This is a genomic window from Streptomyces cinnabarinus (assembly GCF_027270315.1).
GTDB lineage: Bacteria > Actinomycetota > Actinomycetes > Streptomycetales > Streptomycetaceae > Streptomyces > Streptomyces cinnabarinus.
Genome location: NZ_CP114413.1, coordinates 3,633,844 through 3,654,620 on the forward strand (window position 1 = coordinate 3,633,844; position 20,777 = coordinate 3,654,620).

At 70.6% G+C, this 20,777-nt stretch carries 19 protein-coding genes; 10 read left to right on the top strand and 9 right to left on the bottom strand.

The window, feature by feature from the left end:
- Positions 1–43 precede the first annotated feature (43 nt).
- Together STRCI_RS16310 and STRCI_RS16315 are read left to right on the top strand one after the other, a co-directional pair.
- Complete coding sequence (locus STRCI_RS16310) at positions 44–1,390, top strand: nicotinate phosphoribosyltransferase (protein WP_269659684.1); 1,347 nt, start codon at positions 44–46, stop codon at positions 1,388–1,390.
- Between the two features lie 75 nt (positions 1,391–1,465).
- Positions 1,466–2,056: an isochorismatase family protein gene (locus STRCI_RS16315; protein ID WP_269659685.1), complete on the top strand. Its 591-nt coding sequence runs from the start codon at positions 1,466–1,468 to the stop codon at positions 2,054–2,056.
- A 187-nt stretch (positions 2,057–2,243) separates the two neighbouring features.
- Here the strand turns inward: STRCI_RS16315 and STRCI_RS16320 are convergent, their stop codons facing one another.
- Positions 2,244–2,588, bottom strand: coding sequence for a hypothetical protein (locus STRCI_RS16320; RefSeq protein WP_015660087.1), 345 nt, complete (start codon positions 2,586–2,588; stop codon positions 2,244–2,246).
- 121 nt (positions 2,589–2,709) lie between these two features.
- Positions 2,710–5,061, bottom strand: coding sequence for an immune inhibitor A domain-containing protein (locus STRCI_RS16325; protein WP_269659686.1), 2,352 nt, complete (start codon positions 5,059–5,061; stop codon positions 2,710–2,712).
- Between the two features lie 401 nt (positions 5,062–5,462).
- Here STRCI_RS16325 and STRCI_RS16330 point away from each other — a divergent pair, with 401 nt between their 5' ends.
- Positions 5,463–5,723, top strand: coding sequence for a hypothetical protein (locus STRCI_RS16330; RefSeq protein ID WP_269659687.1), 261 nt, complete (start codon positions 5,463–5,465; stop codon positions 5,721–5,723).
- 64 nt (positions 5,724–5,787) lie between these two features.
- On the opposite strand, the gene STRCI_RS16335 is transcribed toward STRCI_RS16330, so the two are convergent.
- Both STRCI_RS16335 and STRCI_RS16340 read right to left on the bottom strand, forming a co-directional pair.
- Complete coding sequence (locus tag STRCI_RS16335; RefSeq protein ID WP_269659688.1) at positions 5,788–6,429, bottom strand: RDD family protein; 642 nt, start codon at positions 6,427–6,429, stop codon at positions 5,788–5,790.
- A gap of 90 nt (positions 6,430–6,519) precedes the next feature.
- Positions 6,520–8,052, bottom strand: coding sequence for an RDD family protein (locus STRCI_RS16340; RefSeq protein ID WP_269659689.1), 1,533 nt, complete (start codon positions 8,050–8,052; stop codon positions 6,520–6,522).
- Between the two features lie 255 nt (positions 8,053–8,307).
- Here STRCI_RS16340 and STRCI_RS16345 point away from each other — a divergent pair, with 255 nt between their 5' ends.
- On the top strand, positions 8,308–8,784 hold the full coding sequence (locus STRCI_RS16345) for an SsgA family sporulation/cell division regulator (protein ID WP_269659690.1): 477 nt from the start codon (positions 8,308–8,310) through the stop codon (positions 8,782–8,784).
- A gap of 20 nt (positions 8,785–8,804) precedes the next feature.
- Here STRCI_RS16345 and STRCI_RS16350 read toward each other — a convergent pair whose 3' ends face one another.
- The gene (locus tag STRCI_RS16350; protein WP_269659691.1) at positions 8,805–10,175 is read right to left on the bottom strand and encodes an FAD-binding oxidoreductase; all 1,371 of its coding nucleotides are present in this window, start codon (positions 10,173–10,175) and stop codon (positions 8,805–8,807) included.
- A 98-nt stretch (positions 10,176–10,273) separates the two neighbouring features.
- On the opposite strand from STRCI_RS16350, the gene STRCI_RS16355 reads away from it, so the two are divergent.
- Complete coding sequence (locus STRCI_RS16355; RefSeq protein WP_269659692.1) at positions 10,274–11,677, top strand: tetratricopeptide repeat protein; 1,404 nt, start codon at positions 10,274–10,276, stop codon at positions 11,675–11,677.
- 8 nt (positions 11,678–11,685) lie between these two features.
- Here the strand turns inward: STRCI_RS16355 and hppD are convergent, their stop codons facing one another.
- On the bottom strand, positions 11,686–12,831 hold the full coding sequence (gene hppD, locus STRCI_RS16360) for a 4-hydroxyphenylpyruvate dioxygenase (RefSeq protein ID WP_269659693.1): 1,146 nt from the start codon (positions 12,829–12,831) through the stop codon (positions 11,686–11,688).
- A gap of 123 nt (positions 12,832–12,954) precedes the next feature.
- Here hppD and STRCI_RS16365 point away from each other — a divergent pair, with 123 nt between their 5' ends.
- From STRCI_RS16365 to STRCI_RS16385, 5 genes are all read left to right on the top strand, one after another.
- Positions 12,955–13,446, top strand: coding sequence for an Lrp/AsnC family transcriptional regulator (locus STRCI_RS16365; protein ID WP_269659694.1), 492 nt, complete (start codon positions 12,955–12,957; stop codon positions 13,444–13,446).
- Positions 13,447–13,451: 5 nt separating this feature from the next.
- On the top strand, positions 13,452–14,099 hold the full coding sequence (locus STRCI_RS16370; protein WP_269664561.1) for an ABC transporter permease: 648 nt from the start codon (positions 13,452–13,454) through the stop codon (positions 14,097–14,099).
- On the top strand, positions 14,092–15,348 hold the full coding sequence (locus tag STRCI_RS16375; RefSeq protein ID WP_269659695.1) for a betaine/proline/choline family ABC transporter ATP-binding protein: 1,257 nt from the start codon (positions 14,092–14,094) through the stop codon (positions 15,346–15,348). Before STRCI_RS16370 ends, STRCI_RS16375 begins: the two co-directional genes overlap by 8 nt.
- Positions 15,345–16,199, top strand: coding sequence for an ABC transporter permease (locus tag STRCI_RS16380; RefSeq protein ID WP_269659696.1), 855 nt, complete (start codon positions 15,345–15,347; stop codon positions 16,197–16,199). The genes STRCI_RS16375 and STRCI_RS16380 overlap by 4 nt, the downstream gene beginning before the upstream one ends.
- A gap of 68 nt (positions 16,200–16,267) precedes the next feature.
- Positions 16,268–17,155, top strand: a complete 888-nt coding sequence (locus STRCI_RS16385; RefSeq protein ID WP_418953462.1) for a glycine betaine ABC transporter substrate-binding protein — start codon at positions 16,268–16,270, stop codon at positions 17,153–17,155.
- Between the two features lie 35 nt (positions 17,156–17,190).
- On the opposite strand, the gene STRCI_RS16390 is transcribed toward STRCI_RS16385, so the two are convergent.
- From STRCI_RS16390 to STRCI_RS16400, 3 genes are all read right to left on the bottom strand, one after another.
- Positions 17,191–17,982, bottom strand: a complete 792-nt coding sequence (locus STRCI_RS16390; protein ID WP_269659698.1) for a S16 family serine protease — start codon at positions 17,980–17,982, stop codon at positions 17,191–17,193.
- A 44-nt stretch (positions 17,983–18,026) separates the two neighbouring features.
- A complete protein-coding gene (locus STRCI_RS16395) occupies positions 18,027–18,668 on the bottom strand; it encodes an IclR family transcriptional regulator (protein WP_015660070.1) in 642 nt (213 codons plus the stop codon).
- A 277-nt stretch (positions 18,669–18,945) separates the two neighbouring features.
- Positions 18,946–20,739 (bottom strand): DEAD/DEAH box helicase, encoded by a 1,794-nt coding sequence (locus STRCI_RS16400; protein ID WP_269659699.1) that lies wholly within the window; start codon positions 20,737–20,739, stop codon positions 18,946–18,948.
- Positions 20,740–20,777 lie beyond the last annotated feature (38 nt).

A 20,777-nucleotide genomic window follows, 5' to 3' on the forward strand; every position in this document is an offset into this window, starting at 1 on the left:
GATAAATCGTCACACTGACGCGAAGTGGGGTAGCATCTTCGTCATGAACACAGCGGACCTTGGGCTGCCGGTGGATGTTCCCTCGACGGCGCTCTTCACGGACCAGTACGAGCTGACGATGCTCCGGGCGGCTCTCCGGGCGGGCACGGCCGAGCGGCGGAGCGTGTTCGAGGTCTTCACCCGACGGTTGCCGAACGGGCGCCGGTACGGCGTGGTCGCGGGCACCGGGCGGGTGCTGGACGCGGTGGAGAACTTCCGCTTCGACGAGGGCGTCCTCGGCTTCCTGCGCGAGCGGGCCATCGTCGACGAGGAGACCCTGGACTGGCTCGCCGGGTACCGCTTCAGCGGCGACATCTGGGGCTACCCGGAGGGCGAGGTGTATTTCCCCGGCTCGCCGATCATGCGGGTCGAGGGCTCCTTCGCCGAGTGCGTGCTGCTGGAGACGGTGATCCTCTCCATCCTCAACCACGACTCCGCCATCGCCGCGGCGGCCTCCCGGATGTCCTCGGCCGCGGGCGAGCGGCCGCTGATCGAGATGGGTGCCCGGCGCACCCATGAGCTGGCCGCGGTCGCCGCCGCGCGCGCCGCGTACATCGGCGGCTTCACCACCACCTCCGACCTGGCCGCCGGCTTTCGCTACGGCATCCCGACCGTCGGCACCTCCGCGCACGCCTTCACCCTCCTGCACGACCGGGAGCGGGACGCCTTCCAGGCCCAGGTGAACTCGCTCGGCCGGGGCACCACGCTGCTGGTGGACACCTACGACGTCGCCGAGGCGGTGCGTACGGCCGTGGAGGTGGCCGGGCCCGAGCTGGGCGCGGTCCGGATCGACTCCGGCGATCTGCTGCTGGTGGCCCACCGGGTGCGCCAGCAGCTGGACGAGCTGGGCGCCCGGGACACGCGGATCATCGTGACCTCGGATCTCGACGAGTACGCCATCGCCTCGCTGGCCGCGGCGCCGGTGGACGCGTACGGCGTCGGCACCCAGCTGGTGACCGGTTCCGGGCACCCGACCTGCTCGATGGTCTACAAGCTGGTCGCCCGCGCCGAGTCCGCCGACCCGGGCGCGCCGCTGGTGCCGGTGGCGAAGAAGTCCACCGGCGGCAAGACCTCCATCGGCGGCCGCAAGTGGGCGGCACGGCGGCTGGACGCGTACGGCGTGGCGGAGGCCGAGGTCATCGGCACCGACGCGGTGCCCGCGGAGCTGGCCGAGCGGCAGCTGCTGGTGGAGCTGGTCAAGGGCGGCGAGGTCGTCGCGCGCGAGCCGCTGGACGTCGTACGGGACCGGCACATCGCCGCCCGGGCGGGGCTGCCGCTGTCGGCGACACAGTTGTCGCGGGGGGAACCGGTCATTCCGACGGAGTACCTGTCCGGGCGCTCGGGTAGCTAATGCGGGTGCGCCCTCCCGCAGTGCCGTCGAAGTCTCTAGGCTCGTAAGTTCACTCTTAGTCGAAGGACGTCCACCATGCGCCGCGCCTTGATCGTCGTAGACGTGCAGAACGACTTCTGCGAAGGGGGCAGCCTCGCGGTGGCCGGCGGGGCCGATGTCGCCGCCGCCATCACCGAGCTGGTGGGGCAGGCCGCCGGGACCGGCTATCAGCACGTGGTGGCCACCCGGGACCACCACATCGCGCCGGGCGGCCACTTCGCCGACAATCCCGACTTCGTACGCTCCTGGCCCGCGCACTGCGTCGCGGGCACCGAGGGGGTCGGCTTCCACCCGAACTTCGCCCCCACCGTCGCCTCCGGCGCGATCGACGCGGTCTTCGACAAGGGGGCGTACGCGGCGGCGTACAGCGGGTTCGAGGGCGTCGACGAGAACGGCGTCACGCTCGCCGACTGGCTGCGCGCCCGGGAGGTGGGCGAGGTGGACGTGGTCGGCATCGCCACGGACCACTGCGTACGGGCCACCGCGGTGGACGCCGCCCGGGAGGGCTTCCGCACCCACGTCCTGCTGGACCTGACCGCGGGCGTCGCCGAGGCGACCACGGACCGGGCCCTGGAGGAGATGCGCGAGGCCGGGGTGGAACTGACCGGGAAGCCTGTGGTGGCCTAGGGCCTGTCGTTTGGATCAGTCCGGCGTCGCGGGGTCTGGCACGCGCATCTGCGGCGTTGTCGTCGGTCGCCGACGCTCCGCGTCGACTCCCTCCTCCGCCTTGCAGCTGCACGCACCAGACCCCGCTCGGCTCGGGCCGGGCAGCACCGCTTCTTGAAGCCGGCCTGATCCAAACGACAGGCCCTAGCTACGCCTGCGCCGCGGGACGTCTCAGCAGGGCCCTGATCGGGCGCCACAGCTCCTGGGCGAGTTCCGGGCCCGTGGCGACACCGTTGTCAGGGGCCGTTCTCCATATGAGGCCGTCGGGGTGGTGCAGGACCGCGGTGATCTCGTCCGGGGTCGGCGGGGAGGCGTTGCCGCGCAGGTAGACCGCGCGCAGGCCCAGATTGCGCAGCCTGGTCAGGGCGCGTGCGCGGTTCTGGGCGTGGACCAGGACCCGGACCGAGCCGGTGCCGTCGGCGGTCGGCATGGGCAGGTTCAGCGCCACCACCACGCTGCCGGTCGGCAGCTTGCAGAAACCTCCTGCGGCCATGCGGTCACACCCCCGTGTGCGTCGGTGTCAATAAGAGAGCCACAGGACGCACCTAAACACGATCGGCGGCGACCCGCCAGGGGGTCACCGCCGATACGCTTCTGACCTGCGGAATTACCGACTACTTCACCGCACGGCCAACTTCGACCGAGATCGTGGAGCCATTCTTGGCCTCCTTGACGATCTTGATCTTGGTGTTGGTGTCAGTGATGTTGACGCCCGCGAGCGGGGTCGCCTGGTCGTAGTAGGTGTTCGTGTGGTCGTTGAAGACCGGCACACCCTTCGACGACGGGATCTTCGTCGCGACGTCCGCGTTGTGCAGCGTGATGCCGTCCGTGCGGTACAGGCTGAACGGCGAGTCGTAGGCCTGGATACGGCTGCGCATCAGCGTGCCGTCGGACCACTTCAGCGCCTTGTGGTGGGAGTCCACCGGCAGGATCAGACCGACACCCGGGTGCTTGCTGGTGTTGTTGTCCGCCTGGGAGGTGTCCCACTTCCAGATCAACAGACCGTTCTGGTACGGGTAGTGCTCCACCCAGCTCGGACGGGTGGTGGAGAAGCCGAAGTTGTACGGGCCGGCCTTCAGGGTCTTGTCGTACGACACGTACTGGCGGTTCTCGGCGATGTAGTACTGCGCGTAGTCCTTGGTGAAGGACGCGCCCATGCGCTCGAAGCCGCTCGCCGTCCAGGCCGCGTCCGCGGTCTCGGCGTTGTCGGTGAACAGCGCCGCGCCGTCCGCGGTCACCGAGATGCGGTCGGCCGCGAAGCCCTTCTCGGCCACGCCGCCGTCGGTGGCGTAGCGGAAGCGCAGGTCGATCTTCTTGCCGGCGTAGGCGTCCAGCGGGAAGGACAGCTTCTTATACGTCTGGGAGAAGCCGCTCAGCGCGGGCTTGTCGCTGCCGTCCCGGGAGAGGGGCTGGCCGTCGGCCGTGCCGTCCAGGGAGGTCCAGTTGGCGCCGCCGTCGGTGGACACCTCGGTGTAGAGGTAGTCATAGCCCGCCTCGATGGCCCACCAGCCGTCGAGGGTCAGCGCCGCCGACGACTTGCCGGTGAGGTCCACCGAACGGGCCAGCGTGTTCTTGAGGTTGTCGCCGCTGCCGCTCCACCACTGCCGCGTGCCCTCGGCCGGGGTGACGATCTCCGTCGTCACCGGCTTCTTGGGCAGCTCGACGATGAGCGCCTGCTTGTTCTTGGTGTTGTACTCGGCGACGCCCAGCTTGTGCTTCGACTTGGTCGCGGCCTTCGCCTTGGCGAAGTCGAGCCAGCCCAGCTGGAGCTTGTCCCAGGAGGTCATGTCGCCGGGCAGGTCACCGATGGCGTCCTTGCCGGTGCCGAGCCAGGAGCCGGAGGACATGAGCGTCCAGAAGCCGGTGGAGTTCTCGCCGCCGGCGGTGTCGTAGTGGTCCGGCAGACCGAGGTCGTGGCCGTACTCGTGGGCGAAGACGCCGAGTCCGCCGTTCTCGGGCTGGACGGTGTAGTCGCCGACCCAGATGCCGGTGTCGCCGATCTGGGCGCCGCCGAGCTTGTTGCTGTCCGGGCCGGTGGCGCCGGCGTCGGTGCCGAAGGCGTACCAGCGGTGGGCCCAGATGGCGTCCTCGCCCTGCGCGCCGCCGCCCGCGGACTCGTCCTCACCGGCGTGCACGACCTGGAAGTGGTCGATGTAGCCGTCGGACTCGTTGAAGTCGCCGTCGCCGTCGAAGTCGTAGCGGTCCCACTGGTCGAACTGCTTGACGTCCGCCTGGATCTGGGCGTCGGTGCGGCCCGCCGCCTTCTGCTGGGCGACCCACGAGGTGACACCGTCGCTGACGATGTTCCACACGCTCGGGCAGTTGGTCTCGCCACAGGCGTTGTTGCCGTAACGGGCCTCGTTGTAGGGGACCTTGACCCAGTCGGAGACCTCGCCGTCGATGGAGTAGCGGCCCGAGGACTGCTTCTCGTAGTACTTCTTCATCGACTCGACACCCTTGCCGGTGCCGAAGTAGAGGTCCTGGAAGTGCTTCTGGTTGTAGTCCGCCTGCCACGCCGTGCTGTTGTCCTGGGCGCGGTCGGGCTGGGCTATCTGGTTGTGGGCGGGGCCGGGGGTGCCGCCGAACTCGGGCTTGGTCTGGTCACCGAACTCGACCAGGATCGTGAAGATCTTGTCGGTCTTCTCGCGGCCCAGCTCGACGTACTTGCTGTCACCCTTCTTGCTCTTGAGCTCGACGACCTGAGAGCCGGCGCGCTCCTTCACCTGGGCCTTGCCCGAGATGACCTGCTTGAGGGCCTCCTCGCGCTGGGCCTCCTGGGTCTGGCTCAGCGGGCCTTCGAGGTTGTGGTCGGCCTCGTTGTGCGCCGGCGCCGGGTCGTGCCGGTTGGTGGCGTTCTTGGCCGTGTCATCGGCCTGCGCCATGGTGAACGTCGAGAACGTGGCGGTGGCCGCCGCGAACGCGACAGCTGTCGCAGCCGCTCTGAACGTCCATGGTCTGCTGGTCACTTGAGATCCTCCCCCGCGTTGGGCGCGCGCGACGGGAGGGTTCCTGGTCATGGAGGGTTCGCGCGCGCGTGATCAACGCGTGTAGTCAAGTGACGTCATTTGACTAGAGGTTCACCAGAAAAGACAGACCTTGACTTGAGCAGGACAAGTGCACTATGCGAAGTCGAGTTCCGCTTTACGGACACCGGCGGCCTACTCGACAGGCGCGTGACGCCGTCCACTTGCTGGACGCCATGACTCCGTGCGCCCCCCGTGCACCGGTACTGTTGGTTAGGTCACGCTTACTGTTCGTTCCGCTCGGGCATGCACGCGATTAGAGTCGATTGGCGGAACGCCCAGAGGTTGGCGGAATGCCAGGCCCACACCCCCCGTGTACCCCCGATTCCGAGGACACGATTCACATGCCTCGTCCGACCGCCGCACAGCTCGCCTACGGTTCGTGCACCGTGCTCTTCTCGACCCTCGCCATGCTGCTGCTGTCACAGACGAGTTCGGGTGCGGCGATCGCGCTCATCGTCGTCGCGGCACTGGCCCTCGGAGTACTGGTCGCGTTGACGGTACCGACGCCCAAGGCCCGGGTGATCGCGATGCGCAGGCCGTCCCCCGCGGTCACCGCGCAGGACGCGCCCACGCCGGCACCGGTTCCCGAGCGCGCCGCCTGAGCCCACTGCCGCGACACCCCCGCGGCAGCTCACGTCGTCCCGCGACGTCTCACCGCGCGACGCCTCACCGGGTGCTGACCACCACCGTCTTGGCCGCCTTGTCGTGCAGGCCCTGCTTGTAGGGCTTGTCGAAATAGCTCCAGCCCCCGCAGATCGCGGTCCAGATGCAGGCGCAGCAGAAGGCGAACGGGATCCACAGCACCAGCGCGCGGACCAGCGAGGTCTGCACGGAGGGCGTGGATCCGTCGTCCAGATTGGCCACCCGCATGCCCAGCCACTTCTTGCCGAGCGTCTGGCCGGTCCTGGAGATCATGAAGGTGTCGTAGCCGATGTAGAGCAGCGCGGCGATCAGCGACTGGCCGAGGGACTTGCCGTAGTCGACGTTGTCGGCGCTCATGTCCAGTTCGTTGACCCGGAACGCCCAGGTGAGCAGCCACACCACGACGGCCACCATCAGCATGTCGATGATCCGGGCCAGGGTCCGCCTGCCGCTTTCCGCGAGCGGGGGCATCCCGGCCAGCGGATCGGCGGGGTAACCGCCGCCGCCGTAGGGGTCACCGCCGTACGGGCCGCCGTCGTAGGGGCCGCCCTGGTACGGCGGCGGCTGGCCACCCGGCGCGCCGGGCTCCCCGGACGGGGGCTGCTTCCTGAACGGGTCGTCTTCCGGCGGCTGCCCGCCGGAGCCGGGAGGCGGTTCACTGCTCATGGCCCGAGTCGACCGCGAACCCCAGGTCCGCGCATCCGGCGAGCGGCCGTCCGGAGTACGGAATTGTCCGGGCGGTTTCGCCGTATCCGGTCAACCCGCCACGAACGTACCCGCCGCCTTGTCGTGCCAGCACTGGCGCCACGGCTTGTCGAACAGGCACCACAGGACACCGACGACACCGATCACCAGCAGCACGGGGACGCTGTAGACCAGCCAGCGGCGCAGGGCGCCGCCGAAGGTGGGCGGTTCATGGCCCTCGATGTCCCGCACCTCAAGACCGAACAGCTTCTTGCCGAGGGTGCGGCCCCACTTGGCGGTGGGCAGCGCCTCGTAGAGCGTGCCGAAGAGCAGCAGGACGGCCAGCACGATGCCGAGGTAGGCCGAGGTCGTGCCGTCCAGCAGCCAGACGGTGACGGTCTCGCCGGACAGCTTGGCCGCGTCGATCTTCTCGTCGACGTGGTCCATCGCCCTGGTGCCGAGCGGTACGGCGGCCGCCGCGGTGACGCCGAGCAGGACCACGGTGTCCAGCAGCCGGGCGGCGAGCCGCTTGCCGAGGGAGGCGGGCCGGGCGGCGGCCTGACGCCGGACGACCGCCTGGAAGGGGTCCTCGACCGGCGGCTTCCAGGGGACCACCGGCTGGTCCTCGTCCCCGGCGAGCCGGTGCACCTGCTGCGCCCAGGACGGCTGACCGCCACCGGGGCCGCTGGTGACGGGAGTTGCCGCCTGGGCGCCGCCCTGTGCGGGGGTCTGCGGCGCCGACGGCGGCCCGGACTGCGCCGGGACCGCCGGGGCCGCCTGCGGCCCGGAGAGCGCCGTGGGAGCGGCGACCTGGGCCCCCTGCTGGGCCTGCGCGGCGGCCCGGTCGGCGGCGGCCTTGCCGGCACCGAAGCCGCGGCCCTGGGGCGCGGCGGCCGCCGCGCCCGCGACTCCCGTACCCCCGGACCCACTTGCCCCCGGTCCGGCGGGCGAGCCCGGTGTGCGCCCCTGCTGTGCCGCGGGCGCTCCGTCGGGGCGACCCGTGCGCGGGGAGACTGCCCGGAATGTCATGGTGCCCTCGTCCGCCGGGGCGTCCTGGGCGGCCGCGTCCAGGGCGGCGGGGCCGGGGATCGGGCGGCGGAAGACGAAGGTGTTGTTGGCGGCGGCCCCGGTGTCGGAGGGGTCGGAGTCGGCCGGCGGGATCGTCGCCGTGCCGTCCGTGCTCTGCGTCGCGCCCTCGGCCGGAGCCGGAGTGCGCGGGTCCGGGGTGCGCGGGTCCGGGGCGCCCCAGGAGACGCGGCGGTCCTGGTCGCCGCCGAAGCCGGTCTGGCGGGAGCGGTCGGCGCCCCACGCGGAGGCAGGCTCCGGACGGCTGCCGTGCTGGGACCGGCCCTGCGCCGCGGCGGGTTCGCCCGCCGGGTCCTCGTCGAAGAAGTGCGGGCCGGTCTCCTCGACCGGGCCCGCGGGGGAGGCCTGGTTCGGGCCGGGCGGCGGGGCGAGCGGTTCGCCGTCCGTCGGTGCCGGACGGCTGGTGCCCGGCACCCAGGAGGCGCCGTTCCAGTACCGGACATATCCAGGAATGGACGGGTCCGGGTAGTACCCCTCGCGGGGCCTGTCGTCACCGGGGGCCGGAGTTGGGGCGCTCATGTCCGTCGTCCCGTATCTGCTCGGGGGTCATTTTGGGGGCTCCACATCTATCAGACGCGGGCAACCCCCACTGCCGGTCCCGCCGGACCCGCCCCTTTCCGGGCAACCTCGCGCAGGTCCTCCACAGCCCCGGAAGGGAAGTGCGGAAAAAAGTTCCGCGAAACCGCGTAATGCTCCGAGCCGGACCCCCTCTCCACTCGTACGGGCCCACCGAAGGACTCGTACGAGAAGTCTCCAGAGAGGACACCGGACGTCATGCACCCCACCGTGGTAGAGCGCGAGCTGGAGCTCAAGCTCGTCCTGTCGCCCGAGCGCAGCATCCCGGTCCCGGCCCGGCTGAGCTACCGCAGCGATGACCCCTACGCCGTCCACATCGCCTTCCACATCGGCTCCGAGCACCCCGTCAACTGGACCTTCGCCCGCGAACTCCTGGTGGAGGGGGTGTTCCGGCCGTGCGGGCACGGGGACGTACGGGTGTGGCCGACCAAGGTCGAGGGCCGCAGCGTCGTGCTGATGGCGCTGAGTTCACCCGACGGGGACGCCCTGCTGGAGGCACCTGCCGCGCAGGTGTCGGCCTGGCTGGAGCGCACCCTGCGGGTGGTCCCCCCGGGTTCTGAGGCCGAGCAGCTCGGCATCGACGACGGCCTCGCCGAGCTGCTCGCCCCGACCCCGGCCGACGACCTGTGGCTGCGCGACCCCTGGCCGAGCGACGAGTCCAAGGACGGGGAGTGAGCCGCAGCGCCGCGGGAGGCTCAGAACAGCTTGCCCGGGTTGAGGATGCCGAGGGGGTCAAAGACCTGCTTGACCGAGCGCTGCATCTCCACGCCCACCGGGCCGATCTCGCGTGCCAGCCACTCCTTCTTCAGGACGCCGACGCCGTGCTCACCGGTGATGGTGCCGCCGAGTTCCAGGCCCAGCGCCATGATCTCGTCGAAGGACTCGCGGGCCCGCCGGGACTCGTCCTCGTCGCTCGCGTCGAAGCAGACCGTGGGGTGGGTGTTGCCGTCACCCGCGTGTGCGACGACGCCGATGGTGAGCTTGTACTTCTCGGCGATCCGCTCGACCCCGTCGAGCATGTCGCCGAGCCGGGAGCGGGGCACGCACACATCGTCGATCATCGTCACCCCGCGCACCGCCTCCAGCGCCGTCAGCGACAACCGCCGGGCCTGGAGAAGCAGTTCGGACTCGGCCGCGTCGTCGGCGGGCACCACCTGGGTGGCCCCGGCGGCCTCGCACAGCGCGCCGACCGCGGCGAGGTCGGGGGCCGGGTCGGGGGTGTCGAAGGCCGCGAGCAGCAGCGCCTCGGTGGTCTCCGGCAGCCCCATGTGCGCGAGGTCGTTGACCGCCTTGACGGTCGTACGGTCCATCAGTTCGAGGAGGGACGGGACGTGTCCGCCGGCCATGATCCGGCACACGGCGTCGCAGGCGGCGGCCGCGGAGGCGAACTCGGCGGCCAGCACGAGCTGTCGGGGCGGCTGCGGCTTCAGCGCGAGGATCGCCCGTACGACGATGCCGAGCGAGCCCTCGGAGCCGACGAACAGCCGGGTCAGGTCGTAGCCCGCGACGCCCTTCGCGGTGCGGCGGCCGGTGGACATCAGGCGTCCGTCGGCCAGCACGACGTCGAGGCCGAGGACGTACTCGGCCGTCACCCCGTACTTCACACAGCACAGGCCGCCCGAGGCGGTGCCGATGTTCCCGCCGATCGTGCAGGTCTCCCAGCTGGAGGGGTCCGGCGGGTAGTAGAGGCCGTGTTCGCCGACCGCCCGGGAGAGGGCGGCGTTGACGACGCCCGGTTCGACGACGGCGATCCGGTCGACCGGGCTGATCTCCAGGATGCGGTCCATCCTGGTCAGGGAGAGCACGATGCAGCCGTCGGTGGCGTTGGCGCCGCCGGACAGGCCCGTGCGGGCGCCCTGCGGGACGACCGGGACGCGCAGCTCGGTGGCGGTGCGCATGACGTGCTGGACCTGCTCGACCGTGCGCGGCAGGACGACCACGGCCGGGGCGCCGGCCGGGCAGAAGCTCGCCATGTCGTTGGCGTAGGAGGCCGTGACGTCGGGGTCGGTGAGAACCGCCTCGGCGGGCAGGCCGGTGAGCAGACGGTGGACGAGGTCGTGGCTCATGATCACAGCCTGACACCGGGGGCCATCGGTGTGAACCCCGCCAGCGAGGGGCTTTCGGTACGGGAATGTGGTCGTCGTACTGACGCACAGTGAGCGCCATGGAGAACGAACAGGAGGAGCGGCGCCGCCCGTGGGCCGGCCGACGGGTGCTGGTCGGTTCGGTAGCGGGGTGTGCCGTGCTCGGCGGGGTGCTGGTGCTGCTGCCGTGGGGGCGGACCGGGGGCGAGCCGCCCGTGCCGACGCCGGGCGCGCAGGCGCTGGCCGCGGTGACCACGGGTGTCCCGGCCGCGCTGCCCGACCTGGCGGTGCTGATCGACGAGCGGGAGAGCCATCTGCGGGGCCATCCGAAGGACGCGGAGTCCTGGGCGGTGCTCGGGTCGGCCTATGTGGAGCAGGGGCGGCGGACGGCGGACGCGGCGTACTACCCGAAGGCGGAGCGGGTGCTGCGGACCTCGCTGAAGGTGCGGGCGAAGGGCAATGTGGAGGCGCTCGGCGGTCTCGCCGCGCTGGCGAACGCGCGCCGTGACTTCCCCGCCGCGCGGAAGTGGGGCGAGGCCGCACGGAAGCTGGCGCCGAAGCGCTGGACGACGTACCCCCTGCTGATCGACGCGTACACGGGGCTCGGCGACTACAAGGCGGCCAAGAAGTCGATGGACCGGATGCTGGAGCTGGGCTCGGGGCCCGCGGTGCTGGCGCGGGCCGGTGCCGTGTACCGGGACCGCGGCTGGCGCGAGGACGCGGCGGCCGCCCTCTCCGACGCGGCGGCCTCCGCGGAGGCACCGGCCGAGCGGGCCGCCTATCTGGAACGGGGCGGGCAGCTGGCCTGGGAGCGCGGGGACCGGGACGGGGCGCTGCGGCACTTCCAGGAGGCCGTCCGCCTCGACCCCGACCAGCGGGCCGCGCTCGCCGGACAGGGCCGGGCGCTGGCGGCACTGGGCCGGACGACGGAGGCGCTGAACGCCTACCGGGTCGCCCTCGCCAAGCAGCCGCTCCCCCAGTACGCCCTGGAACTGGGCGAGTTGTACGACTCCCTGGGGCTCGGGCAGGCGGCCCGGGTGCAGTACGACGTACTGCGCGAGCGGGTGCGCGGCGCCGCCGCGGGCGGGGCCGACGAGGAGCTGGTGCTGGGCCTGTTCGAGGCCGACCACGGGGATCCGGAGTCGGCCGTACGGCGGCTGCGGGCCGAGTGGGAGCGGCAGCCGGGGATCGCGGTGGCGGACGCGCTGGGCTGGGCGCTGCACCGGGCCGGGGAGAACGAGGAGGCGCTGCGGTTCGCGCGGATCGCCACGGACCGGACGAAGGGCGGCGGGGTGCGCAGCGCGCTGTACGTCTACCACCGCGGGATGATCGAGCGGGACCTGGAACTGACCGGTCCCGCCCGTCGCCAGCTCCAGGAGGCGATGCGGATCAATCCGTACTTCTCGACGCTGCACGCGCCGAGGGCCCGCCGGGCTCTGGACGAGCTGGGCGAGCCCTCACTGGAGGCGCCTGCGGAGCCTTAGAGGTTTCCTCAGAGGTTGCCGCGCTTGGCCTGCTCGCGCTCGATCGCCTCGAAGAGGGCCTTGAAGTTGCCCTTGCCGAAGCCCATCGAGCCATGGCGCTCGATGATCTCGAAGAAGACGGTCGGCTTGTCCTGGACCGGCTTGGTGAAGATCTGGAGCAGATAGCCGTCCTCGTCGCGGTCGGCGAGGATCTTCAGCTCGCGCAGGGTCTCCACCGGCACCCGGGTGTCGCCGACCCACTCGCCGAGGGTGTCGTAGTAGGAGTCCGGGGTGTCGAGGAACTGGACGCCGGCCGCGCGCATGGTGCGGACGGTGGCGACGATGTCGTTGGTGTTCAGCGCGATGTGCTGGACGCCGGCGCCGCCGTAGAACTCCAGGTACTCGTCGATCTGGGACTTCTTCTTGGCGATGGCGGGCTCGTTGATCGGGAACTTGACCTTGAGCGTGCCGTCGGCCACCACCTTCGACATCAGCGCGCTGTACTCGGTGGCGATGTCGTCGCCCACGAACTCCTTCATGTTCGTGAAGCCCATGACCTTGTTGTAGAAGCCGACCCAGTCGTTCATCCGGCCGAGCTCGACATTGCCGACGCAGTGGTCGATCGCCTGGAAGGTGCGCTGGGCGGGCGGCTCGACCATCGGGGTGGCGGGGACGTAGCCGGGCAGATAGGGGCCGTCGTAGCCGGTGCGCTCGACGAGGGTGTGGCGGGTCTCGCCGTAGGTGGCGATGGCGGCCAGCACGACGGTGCCGTGCTCGTCCTTCAGCTCGTAGGGCTCGGTGACGGAGCGGGCGCCGTGCTCGATGGCGTAGGCGTACGCGGCGCGCGCGTCCGGGACCTCGATGGCGAGGTCGATGACGCCGTCACCGTGCTCGGCCACGTGCCGGGCCAGGAAGTGGCCCCAGTCGGTGGAAGGCTTGATCACCGAGGTGAGGACGAAGCGGGCGGAGCCGTTCTCCAGGACGTACGAGGCGGTCTCGCGGGTGCCGTTCTCCGGTCCGGAGTAGGCGACCAGCTTCATGCCGAAGGCGGTGGAGTAGTAGTGCGCCGCCTGCTTGGCATTGCCCACGGCGAAGACGACCGCGTCCATTCCCTTGACCGGGAAGGGGTCGGCCTGCCGGGCGGTGTCGGGAGTGTGGTGAGTGGTCTGCGTCATAGCGGCAGCCTGACCCCACCTCGCAAGGTGCGCAATAGTTTGCGTGTTCACTGGGCAATGTGCGCAGTGATACGCCCGTCACGGCGGGCTTTCTGTACATCATGACCAGTGCCGGGAGGGCCCATGGCGATCGATCATCTGGACGGGCGCATCATCGTGCTGCTCGCGCGGGAGCCGCGGATCGGGGTGCTGGAGATGTCCCGGCGGCTGGGAGTGGCCCGCGGGACCGTGCAGGCGCGGCTGGACCGGCTTCAGTCGAACGGAGTCATCCGGGGCTTCGGCCCGCAGGTGGACCCGGCGGCGCTCGGCTATCCGGTCACCGCCTTCGCCACGCTCCAGATCCGGCAGGGCCAAGGGCCCGATGTACGGGCCCACTTGGCGACCGTTCCGGAGGTGCTGGAGCTGCACACGACCACCGGCAGCGGGGACATGCTGTGCCGGCTCGTGGCCCGCTCGAACGCCGATCTGCAACGGGTCATCGACCGGGTTGTCGGTTTTGATGGGATCGTCCGGGCCGCCACCGCGATCGTGATGGAGAACCCCGTTCCGCTGCGGATCATCCCGCTGGTGGAGCAGGCGGCGGAGGATCAGCGGAGCCAGCCGACGGTGGGGTGAGCGATGTGACCTTCTGGGAGTACCTGAGCATCAGTCACCAGCAGCTGCTCACCGACGCCTATCAGCACGCGAGCGCCGTCTTCCAGTGCATGGTCGTCGCGACCGTGCTGGGCGTGCTGATCGGTGTGCTCACCTACCGCAGCGAGCTGGGCGGGAACATCGCGACGACGACCACCTCGGCCATTCTGACCATTCCCTCGCTCGCCATGATCGGTCTGCTCATCCCGGTCGTGGGCCTGGGCGTTCCGCCCACGGTGATCGCGCTGACCCTGTACGGACTGCTGCCGATCGTACGCAACGCGATCGTCGGGCTGCGCGGGGTCGATCCGACCCTGGTGGACGCGGCCCGGGGCATCGGGATGTCCCGGCTGACGCGGCTGACGCGGATCGAACTGCCGCTGGCCTGGCCGCCGATCCTGACCGGCATCCGGGTCTCCACACAGATGCTGATGGGCATCGCGGCCATCGCGGCCTACGCCTCCGGGCCCGGCCTCGGCAACGAGATCTTCCGCGGGATCGCCTCGCTGGGCAGCAAGAACGCGCTCAACCAGGTCCTCGCGGGCACCCTCGGGATCATCGTCCTCGCCCTGCTCTTCGATGCCGCGTACGTCCTGATCGGGCGGCTGACCATTCCGAGGGGGATCCGTGCCTGAGACCAGCGGCTCCGGTGAGTCCGGTGCCTCCGGCGCCTCGATCGAGCTGGAGAACCTCTCCAAGCGGTATCCGGGCAGTCCCGCTCCGGCCGTCGACAACGTGAACATGGAGATCCAGGCGGGCGAGACCGTCATCTTCGTCGGGCCGTCCGGGTGCGGGAAGTCCACGACGCTCAAGATGATCAACCGGCTGATCGAACCGACCGGCGGCCGGATCCGCATCAACGGCGAGGACGTCACCGACATCGACCCGGTGAAACTGCGCCGCAAGGTCGGCTACGCGATCCAGTCGGCCGGTCTCTTCCCGCACATGACGGTCGCGCAGAACATCGGCCTGGTGCCGCGGATGATCGGCTGGCCGAAGGCGCGGATCAGGAACCGGGTGGAGGAGCTGCTGGACCTGGTCGGTCTGGACCCCGGCGAGTTCCACGGCCGCTATCCCCGCCAGCTCTCCGGCGGCCAGCAGCAGCGGGTCGGCGTGGCGCGGGCGCTGGCCGCCGATCCCCCGGTGCTGCTGATGGACGAGCCGTTCGGCGCGGTCGACCCGATCACCCGGGACCATCTCCAGGACGAGCTGATCAGGTTGCAGCACGAACTGCACAAGACGATCGTCTTCGTCACCCATGACTTCGACGAGGCGATCAAGCTGGGCGACCGGATCGCCGTACTGCGCGAACGCTCGCACATCGCTCAGTTCGACACCCCGGAGGCGATCCTCACCAACCCCGCCGACGACTTCGTCTCGGGGTTCGTCGGTGCCGGGGCGGCGCTGAAGCGGCTGAACCTGACCCGGGTACGGGATGTGGAGATCACCGACTATCCGACGGTCACCGTCGACGACCCGCTCCAGGAGATCTTCAACAAGCTCCGCTCCAGCGGCACCAACGAGATCCTGCTGCTCGACAAGCGCCGCCGCCCCTACAAGTGGCTGCGCCGCGGCGATCTGATGCGGGCCAAGGGCTCGCTCGCCCGCGCGGGCACCCTGGTGCACGACACGGTCACCCGGGACGCCACCCTGCGCGACGCCCTGGAGGCGGTCCTCACCGACAATGCGGGCCGGGTCGCGGTCACCGGCCGGCGCGGCGAGTACGACGGCGTCGTCGACATGGAGACCCTCATGAACTCCGTGCACGAGCTGCTGGAGGCGGACCGTCTTGAGGCGCTGGAGCACCAGCACGACCTGGAGTCGGCCCGGTCCTCCCGGACGCATGCCGAGCAGGAGGGCGACGGAGGGGAGGCGAAGGCGTGACCACCTCCCCCGAGCAACAGCGCCCCGAGGGTGAGCACGAGGTCAAGGGTGTGGCCTTCCGGGACGAGGGCGAGGCCGAGCAGGAGGCGCCCCCGCCGCCCGCGGTCCCGCCGCGCCGGGTGACCTGGCAGAAACTGACCGTCCTGCCGGCCCTGCTGGTGGCGCTGCTGCTGGCGACCTGGCTGTGGTTCGCGCAGGCCGACCTGGACCCGATCTCCGAGAACGCGCTCTCCGACGGCCAGGTGTCCAAGGCGCTGTGGCAGCACGTGGAGCTGACGGTGGTCTCCACCTTCTTCGTGCTGATCATCGCCATCCCGCTGGGCGTCCTGCTGACCCGCAGGGCCTTCCGCAAGGCGACCCCGGTGGCGATGGCCGTCGCCAACATGGGCCAGGCGACCCCGGCGATCGGCCTGCTCGCCCTGCTGGTGATCTGGCTCGGCACCGGTACGAAGGCGGCCCTGATCGGCATCACCGCCTACGCCATCCTGCCGGTGCTGGCGAACACGATCGCGGGCCTGAAGGCGAACGACCCCACGCTGCTGGAGGCGGCCCGCGGCATCGGCATGTCCCCGCTGGGGGTACTGTCCCGCGTCGAGATGCCCCTGGCGGTGCCCCTGATCCTGGCCGGCGTCCGCACGGCCCTCGTCCTGAACGTCGGTACGGCGACGCTGGCGACCTTCGGCGGGGGCGGCGGGCTGGGGGTGCTGATCACCACCGGGATCACCACCCAGCGAATGCCGGTCCTGGTGCTGGGCTCGATCCTCACGGTGTCCCTGGCCCTGCTGGTGGACTGGCTGGCCTCGCTGGCCGAACTGCTGCTGCGGCCGCGGGGGTTGGAGGTGGGGACGTGAAACGCGGCGCGTGCCTCCTCCTCACCGGGGCGCTGCTCACCGCCTGCGGGCTCACGAGCGGTTCGCCGATGGTCGACGACGTCGTCCCCGGCTCGATCGGCCAGGGCGAGCCGCTGAAGGGCGCCGAGCTGACGGTGACCTCGAAGGAGTTCACCGAGCAGCTGATCCTCGGCGCGATCATGGGCATCGCCTTCGAGGCGGCGGGCGCGGAGGTGCTCGACCGCACCGGGATCCAGGGGTCGATCGGGGCGCGGGAGGCGGTCAGGTCCGGGGACGCGGACGGGATGTACGAGTACACGGGCACCGCCTGGATCACGTACCTGGGCAACAGCGAGCCCATCGACGATCCGCGCGGGCAGTGGGAGGCGGTGCGGGAGGCCGATCTGAAGAACGGGCTGACCTGGCTGGAACCGTCGGCGCTGAACAACACCTACGCGCTGGCGATGAACCAGGACAACTTCGAGAAGTACCGCACGAAGACCCTCTCCGACGTGGCCGCGCTGGCGGAGAGCAACCCCGGCGCGGTGACGCTGTGCGTGGAGAGCGAGTTCGCCAACCGGGCCGACGGGCTGCCCGGCATGGAGAAGGCGTACGGGATGAGCATCCCGGCCGGGAACATCACGCAGATGGACACCGGGATCATCTACACCCAGGCGGCGAAAGGGAGTTGCACCTACGGGGAGGTCTTCACCACGGACGGCCGCATCAAGTCCATGAACCTGGTGGTCATGGCGGACGACAAGAAGTTCTTCCCCAACTACAACGCGGCGCCGGAGATCAACTCCGGGACCCTGGAGGAGTATCCGGCGATCGCGGAGATCCTGGCACCGGTGACGGCACGCCTGAACAACACGGTCGCGCGGGAGCTGAACGCGAGGGTCGACGTGGACGGCGAGGACCCGCACGAGGTGGCGCTGGACTGGATGAAGGCGGAGGGCTTCGTCAAGGAGGGGTGAGCCGCACGCCTAGTGCCTGATCCGAACGACAGGCCCTAGCAGCTCGGCACCTTCCCGTTGTCCTTCTCCAGGGCGATCAGGGAGTCGACGGCGCCCTTGAGGGTGGTGACCGGGATGAGGCGCAGCCCCTTGGGGAGTTCGGCCTTGGCGTCCGCGCACTCGGCCTCGGGAACCAGGAACACCGTCGCGCCGTCGCGGCGGGCGGCCTGCGTCTTCAGGGCGACGCCGCCGACCGCGCCGACCTTGCCGTCGGCGTCGATGGTGCCCGTACCGGCGATGGTGCGGCCGCCGGTGAGATCGCCGCCGGTGCCGTCGCCGTCCAGCTTGTCGACGATGCCGAGGGAGAAGAGCAGACCGGCGCTGGGGCCGCCGACGTCCTCCAGCTCCAGGTCGACCTCGATCCCGGCGGGGTCGAGGTCGAGGTAGTTCAGGGCGGCCTCGGAGGCGGCGTCCTGGGACTCGCGCATCTGCTCGGTGTTGTACTTCTCGATCTCCTTGGTGCTCTTGTCGCTGGGGTAGACCGCGTCCCGGGGCATGACGGCGCGGTCGGTGCGGAACCAGGAGTCGAGCACGTCGCCGAGCGAGACGCTGGTGTCGGGGCCGGTCGCCTCGATCGTCGTCATCCGCAGCTGCCCGCTGGTGTCCCGGGTCGCCGCCCCGGAGATCGTGATCACCGGTTCGCCCTTGTTCTTCCCCAGCACGTTCGCCGTCAGCCCCGGCTGCGTGAGCGAGAACGGCAGCGGTGCGAGCGCGGCCGTGGCGATCAGCGCCACGACCGGCACGGCACAGACGGCGAGGGCCTGGGGACGCGAGAGACGTGAGAGCACGGGGTCAATCTAACGTGACGGTGATCCCGCTCGGTCCCGGGCGGTCAGCGCAGCGCCTCCGCCACTTCCCGCGCCGCGTCCATCACCCGCGGCCCGACCCGTTCCGGTACGGCGTCCGCCAGCATCACCACTCCGACGCTGCCCTCGACCCCGGTCACCCCCAGCAGGGGTGCCGCGGCTCCGCTCGCACCGGCCTCCAGCTCGCCGTGGGTCAGGGTGTAGCCCGGTTCCTCCAGGGGCTGGCGGCGGGCGGCGAGGATGGCCTTGCCGGCGGCGCCGCGCTCCAGGGGGTGCCGGAAACCGGCCCGGTAGGCCACGTGGTAGTCGGTCCACGTCGGTTCCACGACCGCCACGGCCAGCGCCTCCGCGCCGTCCACCAGGGTCAGATGTGCCGTCGCCCCGATGTCCTCGGCCAGCGATCGCAGCGCGGGCAGCGCGGCCTCGCGCACCAGCGGATGCACCTGGCGGCCGAGGCGCAGCACGCCGAGCCCGACCCGGGCCCGGCCACCCAGGTCACGGCGGACCAGCGCGTGCTGCTCCAGCGTGGCCAGCAAGCGGTACACCACGGTCCGGTTCACGCCCAGTTTGTTGGAAAGCTCGGTGACGGTCAGCCCGTGGTCCGTGTCGGCCAGCAGCTTGAGGACACGCAGTCCCCGGTCGAGCGTCTGAGAGGTCTCCGCGGTCACGACGCCCACTCCTTAGTGGTGAGGTCGGCAGCCCCCTCGCGGAATATGCGTCACCGAGTCCCGTCGGCGACGCGCTTCAGAGGCCGCCGATCGGCCGGCGGCCCGGCCTGTCCGGGCCGCGTCGCTTCACGGCTGCGCTCCGCGGCGGCGCTGCCACGGGGCGTGTGCGTAGCGGGACATTAGCGAAGCCGGTTCGCTGAGCGGAAGCCTCCGTCCAGAATCCGGGCACCGGCCGGTACGGCACGCCTGTGTTTGTCCGGATACGCACAGCCACGCGTCACCTCATGCGCGTGGCCCACTCCTGCACTTTGGCGATGCGCTGGCGCAGCTGACCGGCCGTGGCCTCGGCGCTCGGCGGTCCGCCGCAGACCCGGCGCAGCTCGGTGTGGATCACGCCGTGCGGCTTGCCGCTCTGGTGGACGTAGGCGCTGACCATCGTGTTGAGCTGCTTGCGCAGCTCCATCATCTCCCGGTGCGAGACGACCGGCCGCCGCTCGGCGGGCAGCTCCAGCAGGTCGGCCTCGGAGTCCGGCTTCTTGCGGCTGTGCGCGATCTGCCGGGCCTGCCGCTTCTGCAGCAGCAGCTGCACCTGGTCGGGTTCGAGGAGCCCCGGGATGCCGAGGTAGTCCTGCTCCTCCTCGCTCCCCGGGTGGGCCTGCATGCCGAACTCGGCGCCGTCGTAGAGGACCCGGTCGAAGACGGCGTCGGACTCCAGCGCCTCGAAGGGCAGCATGTCCTGCTCGCCGGTGTCCTCGTCCTGCTCCTTGTTCGCCTCGTCCATCTCCTTCTCGGACTCGGCGTAGGGGTCCTCCTCGCTCTCCTTCTTCGGCTTGTCGAGGGCGTGGTCGCGCTCGACCTCCATCTCGTTGGCGAAGGTGAGCAGGTCGGGGATGGTCGGCAGGAAGACGGAGGCGGTCTCGCCGCGGCGCCGGGACCGCACGAAACGGCCAACGGCCTGGGCGAAGAAGAGCGGGGTGGAGATGGTGGTGGCGTAGACCCCGACGGCGAGCCGGGGCACGTCGACGCCTTCCGAGACCATCCGCACCGCGACCATCCACCGGCCGTCGCCCTCGCTGAAGTCGTCGATCCGTTTGGACGCGCCGGTGTCGTCGGACAGGACGAGCGTCGCCTTGCTGCCGGTGATCTCACGGATCAGCTTGGCGTAGGCGCGGGCGGAGTCCTGGTCGGAGGCGATGACGAGGGCGCCCGCGTCGGGGATGCCCTTGCGGACCTCGGTCAGCCGCTGGTCGGCGGCGCGCAGCACGCTCGGCATCCACTCGCCACGGGGATCGAGCGCGGTCCGCCAGGCCTGCGAGACGGCGTCCTTGGTCATCGGCTCGCCGAGCCGCGCCGCGATCTCGTCACCGGCCTTGGTGCGCCAGCGCATGTTGCCGCTGTAGGAGAGGAAGATGACCGGCCGCACGACATGGTCGGCGAGCGCGTTGCCGTAGCCGTAGGTGTAGTCCGCGGCCGAGCGCCGGATGCCGGCGTTGTCCTCCTCGTACGTGACGAAGGGGATGGGGTTGGTGTCGGAGCGGAAGGGCGTACCGGTCAGCGCGAGCCGCCGGGTGGCGGGCTCGAAGGCTTCGAGGCAGGCCTCGCCCCAGGACTTGGAGTCACCGGCGTGATGGATCTCGTCGAGGATGACGAGGGTCTTGCGCTGCTCGACGCGGTTGCGGTGCAGCATGGGCCGCACACCGACACCCGCGTAGGTGACGGCGACGCCCTGGTAGTCCTTGCCGAGCGGTCCCGCGCTGTACTCCGGGTCCAGCTTGATCCCTATCCGCGCGGCCGCGTCCGCCCACTGCTTCTTCAGGTGCTCGGTGGGCGCGACCACGGTCACCTGCTGGACGACGTGGTGGTGCAGCAGCCAGGAGGCGAGGGTGAGCGCGAAGGTCGTCTTGCCGGCGCCCGGGGTCGCGACCGCGAGGAAGTCACGCGGCTGCTCCTGGATGTACTTCTCCATCGCCCCCTGCTGCCAGGCACGCAGCTTGCTGGCGGTACCCCAGGGGGCACGGCCGGGGAAGGCGGGGGAAAGGTAGTGGGAGGTGGAGGCGGCGGTAGTAGTCACGGTCTCCGGTTCTCGACTGCGTATGACGACCGGGTCAC

What these genes read in the sequence shown, in the direction of transcription:
- STRCI_RS16310 (WP_269659684.1), top strand. Translation starts at nt 44, where the DNA reads ATGAACACAGCGGACCTTGGGCTGCCGGTGGATGTTCCCTCGACGGCG.
- STRCI_RS16315 (WP_269659685.1), top strand. Translation starts at nt 1,466, where the DNA reads ATGCGCCGCGCCTTGATCGTCGTAGACGTGCAGAACGACTTCTGCGAA.
- STRCI_RS16320 (WP_015660087.1), bottom strand. Translation starts at nt 2,588, where the DNA reads ATGGCCGCAGGAGGTTTCTGCAAGCTGCCGACCGGCAGCGTGGTGGTG.
- STRCI_RS16330 (WP_269659687.1), top strand. Translation starts at nt 5,463, where the DNA reads ATGCCTCGTCCGACCGCCGCACAGCTCGCCTACGGTTCGTGCACCGTG.
- STRCI_RS16335 (WP_269659688.1), bottom strand. Translation starts at nt 6,429, where the DNA reads ATGAGCAGTGAACCGCCTCCCGGCTCCGGCGGGCAGCCGCCGGAAGAC.
- STRCI_RS16340 (WP_269659689.1), bottom strand. Translation starts at nt 8,052, where the DNA reads ATGAGCGCCCCAACTCCGGCCCCCGGTGACGACAGGCCCCGCGAGGGG.
- STRCI_RS16345 (WP_269659690.1), top strand. Translation starts at nt 8,308, where the DNA reads ATGCACCCCACCGTGGTAGAGCGCGAGCTGGAGCTCAAGCTCGTCCTG.
- STRCI_RS16350 (WP_269659691.1), bottom strand. Translation starts at nt 10,175, where the DNA reads ATGAGCCACGACCTCGTCCACCGTCTGCTCACCGGCCTGCCCGCCGAG.
- STRCI_RS16355 (WP_269659692.1), top strand. Translation starts at nt 10,274, where the DNA reads ATGGAGAACGAACAGGAGGAGCGGCGCCGCCCGTGGGCCGGCCGACGG.
- hppD (WP_269659693.1), bottom strand. Translation starts at nt 12,831, where the DNA reads ATGACGCAGACCACTCACCACACTCCCGACACCGCCCGGCAGGCCGAC.
- STRCI_RS16365 (WP_269659694.1), top strand. Translation starts at nt 12,955, where the DNA reads ATGGCGATCGATCATCTGGACGGGCGCATCATCGTGCTGCTCGCGCGG.
- STRCI_RS16385 (WP_418953462.1), top strand. Translation starts at nt 16,268, where the DNA reads ATGGTCGACGACGTCGTCCCCGGCTCGATCGGCCAGGGCGAGCCGCTG.